Source organism: Paracoccus aminovorans (genome assembly GCF_001546115.1).
GTDB lineage: Bacteria > Pseudomonadota > Alphaproteobacteria > Rhodobacterales > Rhodobacteraceae > Paracoccus > Paracoccus aminovorans_B.
Genome location: NZ_KQ955209.1, coordinates 55,229 through 65,052 on the forward strand (window position 1 = coordinate 55,229; position 9,824 = coordinate 65,052).

9 protein-coding genes are annotated in these 9,824 nt (G+C 70.0%); 4 read left to right on the forward strand and 5 right to left on the reverse strand.

Annotated features, from left to right (window positions below; translation table 11 throughout):
* Positions 1-35: 35 nt before the first annotated feature.
* The 3 genes from ASV56_RS12235 to ASV56_RS12245 all read right to left on the reverse strand — a co-directional run bounded on the left by ASV56_RS12235 (position 36) and on the right by ASV56_RS12245 (position 2,610).
* The gene (locus ASV56_RS12235) at positions 36-977 is read right to left on the reverse strand and encodes a sugar ABC transporter substrate-binding protein (RefSeq protein ID WP_062562378.1); all 942 of its coding nucleotides are present in this window, start codon (positions 975-977) and stop codon (positions 36-38) included.
* 232 nt (positions 978-1,209) lie between these two features.
* Complete coding sequence (locus ASV56_RS12240; protein ID WP_062562379.1) at positions 1,210-2,241, reverse strand: LacI family DNA-binding transcriptional regulator; 1,032 nt, start codon at positions 2,239-2,241, stop codon at positions 1,210-1,212.
* Between the two features lie 78 nt (positions 2,242-2,319).
* Entirely contained in the window at positions 2,320-2,610 is a 291-nt protein-coding gene (locus tag ASV56_RS12245; RefSeq protein ID WP_062562380.1) for a zinc ribbon domain-containing protein YjdM, read from the reverse strand.
* A 152-nt stretch (positions 2,611-2,762) separates the two neighbouring features.
* On the opposite strand from ASV56_RS12245, the gene ASV56_RS12250 reads away from it, so the two are divergent.
* The 3 genes from ASV56_RS12250 to ASV56_RS12260 are packed head-to-tail and all read left to right on the forward strand — an operon-like array spanning position 2,763 to position 5,858.
* A complete protein-coding gene (locus ASV56_RS12250; protein WP_062562381.1) occupies positions 2,763-3,635 on the forward strand; it encodes a YcaO-like family protein in 873 nt (290 codons plus the stop codon).
* Positions 3,636-3,680: 45 nt separating this feature from the next.
* Entirely contained in the window at positions 3,681-5,123 is a 1,443-nt protein-coding gene (locus ASV56_RS12255) for a peroxidase family protein (RefSeq protein WP_062562382.1), read from the forward strand.
* A gap of 12 nt (positions 5,124-5,135) precedes the next feature.
* Positions 5,136-5,858 (forward strand): hypothetical protein, encoded by a 723-nt coding sequence (locus ASV56_RS12260; RefSeq protein WP_062562383.1) that lies wholly within the window; start codon positions 5,136-5,138, stop codon positions 5,856-5,858.
* Here the strand turns inward: ASV56_RS12260 and ASV56_RS12265 are convergent.
* The gene (locus tag ASV56_RS12265) at positions 5,855-7,744 is read right to left on the reverse strand and encodes a BTAD domain-containing putative transcriptional regulator (protein WP_062562384.1); all 1,890 of its coding nucleotides are present in this window, start codon (positions 7,742-7,744) and stop codon (positions 5,855-5,857) included. The genes ASV56_RS12260 and ASV56_RS12265 overlap by 4 nt on opposite strands.
* 108 nt (positions 7,745-7,852) lie before the next feature.
* A complete protein-coding gene (locus ASV56_RS12270; protein ID WP_062562385.1) occupies positions 7,853-8,743 on the reverse strand; it encodes a DMT family transporter in 891 nt (296 codons plus the stop codon).
* 167 nt (positions 8,744-8,910) lie between these two features.
* On the opposite strand from ASV56_RS12270, the gene ASV56_RS12275 reads away from it, so the two are divergent.
* Positions 8,911-9,807, forward strand: a complete 897-nt coding sequence (locus ASV56_RS12275) for a helix-turn-helix domain-containing protein (protein WP_082724822.1) — start codon at positions 8,911-8,913, stop codon at positions 9,805-9,807.
* Positions 9,808-9,824 lie beyond the last annotated feature (17 nt).

Below are 9,824 nucleotides of genomic sequence, written 5' to 3' on the forward strand. Positions count from 1 at the left end.
TTCGGGCGGGGCCTTGGGCGGCCCCGCCGCAGGCTTCAGTTCTTGGACAGGAACTGGTCCAGGTTCTGCGGCGTGACCAGCTGGAAGGGCACGAAGACCTTCTGCTCGACCACCTCGCCGCGCGCGAGCTTCAGCGCGGTGTCGACCGCGCCCTTGCCCTGGCCGGCGGCATCCTGGAACACCGTCACGTCCAGCTCGCCCGCCTTCATCGCCGCCAGCGCGTCCTGCGTCGCGTCGACGCCGCCGATGACCACCGAATTCATGTCGCGGCCGGCCGATTTCAGCGCCTGGATGGCGCCGATCGCCATCTCGTCGTTGTTCGAGATAATGGCGTCGAACTCGGTCCCGGCGGAAAGCCAGTTGCTGACCAGGTCGGCGCCCTGGGTGCGCGACCAGTTCGCGGTCTGCTCCTGCACGATGGTGATGAAGCCGCAATCCGGCGTCGCCAGCACGTCCTTGATGTCCTGGGTGCGCATCCGCGCCGCCTGGTTCGACAGCTCGCCCATCAGCACCACGGCCTTGGCCTCGGTCTTGCCCTGCTCCTTCAGCAGCCGGCAGACCTCCTGCGTCTCCAGCGTGCCGGATTCCTTTTCGTCCGAGGCGACGAAGGCCTGTTTCTCGGGCAGGCTGTCCAGATTCACCGGCTGGCGGTTGACATAGACCAGCGGAATGCCCGCGTTCTGCGCGGCGGCGCTCATGGCGACGGTGGCATCGGTATCGACCGGGTTCACGATGATCGCATCGACGCCCGAGGCCACGAAATTCTCGATCTGGTTCAGCTGCTTGCCGACATCGTTCTGCGCGTCCTCGACCTGCAGCGTCACGCCGTCCTGCGCCTTGGCATAATCTTGCATGCCGTTGCGCAGCACGGTCAGGAAATTGTCGTCAAAGAGTGCCATAGAGACGCCGATGGTCTCGGCCGAAGCCGCGCCCGCGAAGGTGGCGGCACAGGCGCTCGCCAGCAGGAATTTCCTCATTACGTTCCTCCCATGATCGTTGCACGCGGGGCGGACCCGCCCGGGTGTCCGGGTTGGCGCGCCGCAAACCCGGCCGCATCCGCCCCGTCGCGGTCCGGCCCCGGGCTCTCCTCTGCCGCGACCGTGTGAAATCATTCGGTCAGAACGCGGCAGCGGTCAAATCATTTGCGAGGCCGTTTCCATCACCGATGATAGAAAAAGATCGCCTGTTGATGGTTTTCCATCATGCGCGTCACAGGCTTTCAGGCGTGATGATCAGCGCATTCACGAAACGCTGGCCCGGGTTTTCGGCCATGCCATGTTCCAGCACATGCCCGACCGAGCCCAAGAGGTCGGCGGCCAGCGGCTGCAGCGGCGTCGCCATCACCACCGAGACCACGCCCTGCATCATCGCCTGCCGCGATTCGGGCGTCAGCTCATGCACGATCAGCGCCACCTTGCCGCCCAGGCCCAGCTCCTGGATCGCGGCGACGGCACCCTCCATGCCGCCGCCGGCGCAATAGACCCCGGCCAGATCGGGATGGCGGGCGGCGATCTCCAGCGTCGTCTCATAGGTCAACTGCCGGGTTTCCAGGTTGATCATCGTGTCCAGGAACGGGATCTGCGGCGCATATTCGCGGAAATAGCTGCGAAAGCCGGCCTCGCGCAGGTCGTGGCCGTGAAAGCGGTGGCCGCCGATGAACAGCGCGATCTTGCCGTCGCGGTTCATGATGCGATGCATCAGCCAGGCGGCGGTGCGCCCGGTTTTCAGGTTGTTGGTGCCCAGATAGGCCTCGCGCACGCCGGGGGCGAAGTCCGACAGCAGCGAGAACACCGGGATGCCGCGCCCGCGCAGCAGCGCCACGGCCGAGGTGACCTCGTGATGGTCGATGCCGGTCGCGGCCACCGCCTGCACCTTGCCGGCGAAACCGGCGATGGTTTCGGCGAAATCGGCGGGCGACTGGCCGGGCGAAAAGCGCACCGACACGCGCCAGCGCCGCAAGGGATCCAGCCGGGCCGCCTCTTCCAGCCGGGCGGCGAAATCCTGATAGAAGGCATGGCGTTCCTTTTGCAGCACCACGCCCAGATGCAGTTCCGGCACATGCGCCAAGGCCCGCGCCCGGATCACCGGGGCGGCGTGATAGCCCACCGCCTCGGCCGCCTGCGAGACCTTGCGCGCGGTTTCCTCGCGCACCTTGCTGCGGCCGTTCAGCACCCGGTCCACCGTCGCCACGCTGACGCCGGCGGCGCGGGCGACATCCTCGATCGTCGGGCGTCCTGCCATGTTCCCCTCATCGCAATGAAGGGAATGCTGATGGAAATCGCGCAGGGATGCAATGGCCCTTAAGTCCGGGGCCGGGGTTCAGCGCTTGCGCACGAACTCGCAGCGCAGGACCAAGCCCTTGATGGTATCGTGGCGGCAGTCGATCTCTTCGGGGTTGTCGGTCAGCCGGATCGACCGGATCACCGTGCCCTGCTTCAGCACCTGGCTGCTGCCGCGCAGCTTCAGGTCCTTGATCAGCACCACCGAATCGCCGTCGGCCAGGGCGTTGCCGGCCGAGTCGCGCACCACGACCGCCGTCTCGGCCGCCAGTTCCGAGGCCGGGCGCCACTCGCCGCTGGCCTCGTCATAGACATAGTCCTCGTCCGCCATGGCAGTGCCCTTTCGTGATATGCGCGGGCTTTCCTAGCCTTTTCCGCCGCTTGCGGCAAGGGCGGCGCGGCCTGCGCGCAATTCACGCCAAGATCACAGGCGCCGGTTACGGCTTGGGGCAATCCAAGGCCCGAAAGGACAACCGCAAGACGATGGAACAACTCTGCCGCCGCAGCCAGGATCTGACCGACAGCTGGCAGCGCCACGACTGGCGCGAAAGCTTCTTTGCCCCCGGGCTGGTCATCCTGCAGGCCCTGACCCATGACGGCCGCACTGCCAGCGGCGCCGGGTTGACCCGCGACGAGGCATTCGACCGCTGCCTTGGCGAGACCGCCGAGATCCTGGCCCTGAACCGCCACCTGCGCCATGGCGGCCGCTTCGACCCCTGGAGCGACGGGCTGGCCGCGCATTCCGACCCGGCGCAGGCCTGTGCTGCCGCCCGGCTCGAGGCCTGCGAACGCGCCGCCGTTGCCGACTGGTGGCTGGGCCGCGCGCCCGCCGCGCCGGTCTCGGAGTCGTGGATCGCCCAAGCGGGGCTCGGCGCGCGGGTCGAGGCGATGCGCCAGGGCGCCGCCCTGCGCCGGCGCAGCGACTGGTGGCAGATCCGCACCGAGGGCCAGCCCTGCGTGATGATCTGCCGCAGCGTCAGCCTGGAAGGGCAAGACCCGGTGCTGGGCTTCGGCTGCGACGAGGAGCCGGTCGCCGCTGCCGAAAAGGCGCTGCGCGAGCTTCTGCTGATGGAGATGAACCTGATGGAACTGCTGGCCGCCCGCGCCACCGGCGACGAGCACGGCCCGAGCGAGGTGCGCGCCCGCATCCGCGGCTATGCGCTGCACGCGCCGCGGCTGTTCCCCGCCGCCGCCGAAAGCCTGCCCGCCGCGCCCTGCGCGCTGGTCAGCGATTTTCGCCCGGCCCCGGAATGCCGCGAGATTTCAGAGCCGCGCGCCGAGATCAGCGTCTGGCTTTCGCCGGGCCAGGCCGCATCGGCTCTTTTCAGCGAGGCCACCGGCCTGCCATATTTGTGATGATTCCAGCGCAGGGGGGCCCGGGACATGGGGGAAGGCGCGGCCATGGACGGCGAGGACGAGCTCCGGCCAGACCTCTCGGGCTGTCCCTTCGGCTGCGTGCCCGGGCGCGGCCACCTGCGCGCGGGGCAGAACCGCGCGGCGCTGGCCGCGCTGGCCATGGCGCCGGACATGGCGGCCGAGGCCTCGCCGCTGGGCGCCAGCGACGACCGGCGCGACATCGACCAGCGCAAGCCGTGGATCCTGCTGCGCAGCGACCCGCAATGGCGCGCCGCCTGCCTGGCGCGGGTGGCGCATATCCCCTCGGGCTATACCTATCTGGCGCAGCTGATGGGCCATGACATGGGCAGCAGCGTCGAGGCGGCCAGCGTGCCCTGGTCGCGCGGCGCGGACGACGAGGATGCCGCCCCGCCGGTGCGCTATAACCTGATCGACAATCCGCTGACGCTGGAGACGGTCTATGGTCCCGGCCCGGCGATGCTGGCGCATGTCTATGACCCGGAGACCTGGCTGTTTCGCCTGACGCCGGGGGCGCGGCTGGCGCGGATCTATGCGCGCGGGCTGAACGCGGTCTCGGACCCCGATCCGCGGCCGATCCGGGCGCTCTACGACGAAAGGAACCGCGACTCGCTGATGCTGCACGAGCTGGTCGTGGCCTGGATGCAGTTCCACAACCGCAATGCCCGGGCGTTGATGGCGGAGGGGCTCACGCCCTATCGCGCCTATGTGCTGGCCCGCACCCATGCGGTGCGCTGCTGGCATCGCATCGTGACCGAGGACCTGCTGCCCCGCTTCCTGCACCCCGAGATCGCCGCCCTGCCCGCCCCGCCCCGCGCCTGCGCGCTGGACGAGACCACGCTGCTGCACGGGCTTTGCCGGGCCTTCCACGCCCTGCCGCTGGCCGCCTATGCGCTGGGCCGGTCGGGGCTGCACAACCTCGGCACGCTGCTGAAGCGCGGCTATGCGGTCAGCGAGGCCGAGACCGACTGGCGCATCGACTGGCCGCTGTTCTTCGGCGCCAGGCCGGGCGGCCCGCGCAGCGGCATGTCGGCCAGCGTGGCGCCGGAATTGCGCGCCCCGGTGACGGCGGCGGCGATCATCGCACTGGACACGCAATCCGCCGCCGAGGCCCGGCCGCTGCGCCTGGGCAATGCCCGTATCGGGGCGGCACGGGCCGCGCTGCCCGGCGACTGGCCGGCGCGGCTGACAGCGGCGCGCCTGGCCGCCGATTTCGCCGCCGCCCATCCCGAAGCGCCGGTCGCGCTGGATGCGGACGCGCTGGAATGGGGGCCGCTCTACCAGTTCCTGATGGCCGAGGCGCAGGTGCACGGCCAGCAGGGCGGCTTCGGGCCTCTGGGCAGCGCGCTGCTCGCCGCCTCGGTCGCGGGCTCGATCCGGCGCGTGGTCATGGCCGCCGAAGGGCCGCGCGAAACCGGCCTGCCCCGCCCGGCCAGCATGCTGGAACTCATCAACCTCGTCCGGGAATGACGGAGAACAAGAATGACAGGGAACAAATACATCATCATCGGGGCCGAGGTCGACCAGGCCGAGGCCTTCCTGCACGACGACGGCAGCATCACCGACAAGAAGGGCGCCGACGGCGTCCCCTTGAACGTCGAATTCATCGGCCGGCTGATGGTCGAGCTGTCGCAGCGCGGCAAGTCGGGCGTGCCCAGGGCCGAGCTGGAAGCGCATGAGGACCGGGTGCGGCGCGCGCTGGTGGTGCAGGATTTCTCGACCCAGAGCGGCGGCGCGGCGCTGAGCGATGCCGAACGCGAGGCGATCCTGGCCGGCACCACCGTGCGCATCGAGTTCGAAAGCCGCAGGCGCGGCAGCAAGAAGCCCGACCGTAACACCCGCATCTTGGTGGTGCCCTCGGACGAGACGCTGGCGATCACCGACGCGATGCTGAAGGCGCAGGGCGAGGCCGAGGGCTTCCGCCCGCCGCTGTCCTATGAGCTGGACCGGGCGCTGATGCTGGCCAGCATGAAGTCCGAGATCCTGGAGATGGTGCGCGAATTCGCGGCCGAGAACCACCCGGACTGGACCTCGGGGCTGCAAGCGGCGCTGGAGGACCACATGGAAAAGGCCATCGCCAGCCGCAGCCAGTTCAAGGACGGCGCCGGCCAGCCGGCCAAGGACGTCAAGAACGAGATCATGCAAAGCCCGTTACGCGCCTTTCACCGCTCGGTCGGGATCTATGCCACGAACATGTGCCGCTAGGCCGGAAAGCGGCTGCGGGCGGCGGCGACCTGTTCCAGGGTCTGGCGCAGATCCTGGCGCCATTCCTCGCGCCGCAGCGGAAACACCGACAGGAACCAGTCCAGCAGCTCGGCATCGCTGGCCTGCGGCGGGCCGTGCCATTGCCGGCGCAGTTCGGCCAGATAGGCGTGATAGCGGCGGGCGGCCGCCTCGGGGCGGCCCAGCTTCCACAGCGCCGCGCTGTGCCAGCCGCCGACGGTCGGCATCAACTCGCCCCGCCCCTCGCATTGGGTCGCCGTCGAGGCATGGTCGCCGCGCAGATAGTCCACCGCCGCCAGATAGATCTGGTGGAAGGGCTCCATGACCTCGGCATGGCTGCGCGCCTCGGCCGCCAGCGTGCCGGCCTTGGCCAGATCGCCCGCAAAGGCGAAGCCAAGCGCGCAGGAGGCCAACGTCAGCGGGCTGTTGCGGTTCAGGTTCAGCGCCTGGTCGAAATGGAACTCGGCCAGGTCGAAATAGCCCAGGTGGCAGAAGCACCAGGCCAGCACGCGATGCGCCCGCGTGTCCAAGGGATCGGCCGAGACCGCGACGATGGCGTGATGCATGGCGTCGCGCTTCAGTTCCTCGGTCTGGAAGGTGCCGGGCAGCAGGACGTGGCGCACGTTCAGCGCCCCGGCCAGTTCGGCATGGGCGGCGCCGAAACGCGGCGCCTCCTCGGTGATCTGGCGCAGGATCGCCAGCGCCTCGGCCTCGGTCTCGGGCGACCAGCGGTCCAGGAGCGCCTGCGCCTTGAGCCAGCTGTCATAGATGCCCGAGCCTGAATCGGCCAGCGCCCGGTCCGAGACCACCACCGACAGCGCATTGGCGATGTTCGACAGCAGGATGCGCACCTTGCCTTCCCAGTCGGTCTGCGGCTGGTCGACCCATTCCGACCAGACCAGCTGGCCGCCGGCGCCGCGCTTGACCTCGACGAAAAGCCGCAGGCTGCCCGCCAGGGAGAAGGCCTGCAGGGTGACGCGGATCTGCGCCGGTTCGGGCCCGTCCTCGATGATCGACCATTCGCGGAACCGCGCCATGCGCATGCGCAGGTCCGAATACAGCACGTTGACCAGGCTTTCCTGCGCCTGCGCCTCGCCCTCGACCGGCGCCAGCGTGACGGAAAGCCCGACCTGCGGCGCCCGCTCACCGGTCTGGGCATGGCGGGTGCCGCCGGCGGGGTCCAGCTTGATCGCGGCCAGAAGCTCGACCGTCTCGGCCTCGGGCTCCTGGTCGAAGGCCTCGTCGAGATGGGCGTAAAGCGTATTGTAGCGCTCGATCGCCCGGGTGGCGTGGCCGGCCTGCCAGTCGAGCCGCATCAGAAGCCGCGTCGCCGCCTCGTTCGAAGGTTCCAGCGCCGTGGCGAATTCCGCCAGCGCGCGCTGCGCCTCGGGCTGGCCGGTGCCCAGTTCCGCCAGCCGGCGGTCCAGCACCTGGCGCACGGCCGCCAGCAGGCCCGCGCGGGTGATGGCAAGCCAGCTGTCGAACGAGGCGCTGGTGCCTTCCAGCTGCACGGTCTGGTCGATCAGCAGCCGGACGCGCGCGACCTCCTCGGCGTTCCAGCCCGGCCCGGACAGCGGCGCGGCCAGCGCCTCGGCCAGCACGAAGCCCGGCGGCAGGCGCAGGGCGATCTCGCCGGCGCTGGTCTCCAGCGACAGGCCCGGGATCTCCTCCATGGCGCGGCGGATGTGCTTGACCGCCTGGCGATAGGAGGCCGAGGCCTTGTGCTCCTCGGATTGCTGCCAGAACAGGTCGGTGACCTTTTCGGTGCGATGCACCGGCGCGCGGTCGGCCAGCAGGAAATACAGCAGCGCCCGGGCCTTGCGCAGGCGCAGGGAGTCCAGAAGCCGCAAGAGATCGTCGAGCCGCATCCGATACCCATGCCAGACAGTCACGCGCTTTCGTCATAGCGCAGGCATCGGCGCGGGTCCATTGCGGCGCGGCGCGCCCGCGCAGGGCGGGCGGCGGATTGCCGTGGATCAGGGCTGCGCCGGGACCGGCCTGCGCGGCGCCCGTGCAAACATCACCACATTGCCCAGCATGGCGAGCCCCAGGCCGACGAAGCCGGTCCAATGCCAAACATAGCCCTCGAACAGCGTCGAAAGGACCAGTGCCACGATCGGGAACAGCACCGTCGCATAGGCGGCGCGGGACGAACCGATGCGCGCCACCATCAAGAGATAGGTGGTGAAGGCCAGCACCGAGCCGGGCAGCGCCAGGTAAAGCAGCGCGCCCAGATAGCGGGCGTCGGGCGGTGCCACCACGGGCGTGCCGGTCAGGGCGATCAGCCCGGCCAGCGCCAGCGCGCCATAGGCCATGCCCCAGGCGGTGGCGATGCTGGGCGGCAGCCCGGCGGCGCTGTTTCTGCGCGAGACCATGTTGCCCAGCGAAAAGAACAGGGTGCCCAGCCCGGCCAGCGCCAGCCCGCGCAGCGTGCCCGCCGCCTCGGCCTGCGCGAGGTCGCCGCCGAAGAGCAGCGCCACCCCGCCCGCGCCCAGCATCGCCGCCAGCACCGTCCGCCCCGAGATCGCGTCGCCGAAGAAGATCCGCGCATTCACCGCGTTGAAGATCGAGGCCAGCGAGAACACCACCGACAAGAGCCCCGACGGGATGTATCGGGCCGAGGCATAGAAGCACAGGAAGTTCAGGCAGAACAGGCACAGCGCCTGCGCCAGGACCCAGGGCTGGTCGCGCCGGCTGGGCAGCCGCAACCGGCCAAGCGCCGCCAGCAGCACCAGATAGACCGCCCCCGCCAGCGCGAAGCGATAGAAGACCGAGACCAGCACCGGCACGGGCCCGACCTGGAAGGCGATGGCGATCCAGGTCGAGCCCCAGATCAGGACGGTGGTGGCGAAAAGCAGCAGGTTCATGGGCGTTCTCATCGGCAGTTCGGTGGCAGTTCGGCGGCAGTTCGGCGCGACACTAGCGCGCCGCCGCCGGGCGGGATTGCACGATCTTGCGGCGATCCGCCGGCCGGCTTCACGGGCCTGCGCATTTCCCGCTTTCCGCGCCGCGCGCCCGGGCCTAGTTTCGCGCCATGACCGACCAGTCGCTGCCCATCTCGGCCTATCTCGCGCGCGCACCGCATGCGCGCAGGCTGGGCCATGTCGAACTGGGCTTCGGTTGTTCGGCCACGGTCTGGCAGAACCGCGATGCCCGCATCCGCTATGACGATCCGCAGGGCCATACGCTGAGCTTCTATACTCGGGGCGGCGGCGGCACGCGCCGGCTGGACCGGGATGGTGACGCGGCGGGACCGGGCTGGCCGGGGGCGGTCTGCCTGATGCCGCAGGGCCAGGCCTCGGAATGGCAGATCGGCGCCAGTTTCGAATTCGTGCACCTGCACTTGCCCGACGAGGCGCTGCGGCGCAGCTTCGCCAGCACCTGCGACCGCGACGCCCGGCTCTTGCAACCGGCCGACCTGACCTATGTCGAGGCCCCGGCGCTCGCCGCGCCGTTTCGCGCGCTGCATGACGCGACCCGCGCCGGCGCCCGGCTGGCGGCCGAGGGCGCCATGCACGACATCCTGGGCCTGGTCTTCACCGACCGCCGTTATGGCGCCGGGCTGCGCCTGCCGCTGACCGGCGGCCTTGCGCCGCGCCGGCGCCGGCTGGTGCTGGACCATATCGAGGCGCACCTGGCCGGACCGCTGCATCTGCACGACCTGGCGGCGCTGGCCGGGCTGAGCCCGTTCCATTTCCAGCGCAGCTTCCGCGCCAGCTGCGGGGTGTCGCCCCATCGCTGGATCGCGGCCCGGCGCATCGAGCGGGCGCGGCGGCTGCTCGGCTCGGGCGCGCCGCTGGCACGCATCGCGCTGGATTGCGGCTTCGACAGCCAGAGCCATTTCACCCGTGTCTTCAAGGCCGCCATGGGCCTGACGCCCGGCGGCTATCGCGCCGCGCTGGGCGGCGCCCGACCGCCGCGCGCGACGTAAATCTGCCACAGGAAAGG

What these genes read in the sequence shown, in the direction of transcription:
- ASV56_RS12245 (WP_062562380.1), bottom strand. Translation starts at nt 2,610, where the DNA reads ATGGCGGACGAGGACTATGTCTATGACGAGGCCAGCGGCGAGTGGCGC.
- ASV56_RS12270 (WP_062562385.1), bottom strand. Translation starts at nt 8,743, where the DNA reads ATGAACCTGCTGCTTTTCGCCACCACCGTCCTGATCTGGGGCTCGACC.
- ASV56_RS12250 (WP_062562381.1), top strand. Translation starts at nt 2,763, where the DNA reads ATGGAACAACTCTGCCGCCGCAGCCAGGATCTGACCGACAGCTGGCAG.
- ASV56_RS12275 (WP_082724822.1), top strand. Translation starts at nt 8,911, where the DNA reads ATGACCGACCAGTCGCTGCCCATCTCGGCCTATCTCGCGCGCGCACCG.
- ASV56_RS12235 (WP_062562378.1), bottom strand. Translation starts at nt 977, where the DNA reads ATGAGGAAATTCCTGCTGGCGAGCGCCTGTGCCGCCACCTTCGCGGGC.
- ASV56_RS12260 (WP_062562383.1), top strand. Translation starts at nt 5,136, where the DNA reads ATGACAGGGAACAAATACATCATCATCGGGGCCGAGGTCGACCAGGCC.
- ASV56_RS12255 (WP_062562382.1), top strand. Translation starts at nt 3,681, where the DNA reads ATGGACGGCGAGGACGAGCTCCGGCCAGACCTCTCGGGCTGTCCCTTC.
- ASV56_RS12240 (WP_062562379.1), bottom strand. Translation starts at nt 2,241, where the DNA reads ATGGCAGGACGCCCGACGATCGAGGATGTCGCCCGCGCCGCCGGCGTC.
- ASV56_RS12265 (WP_062562384.1), bottom strand. Translation starts at nt 7,744, where the DNA reads ATGCGGCTCGACGATCTCTTGCGGCTTCTGGACTCCCTGCGCCTGCGC.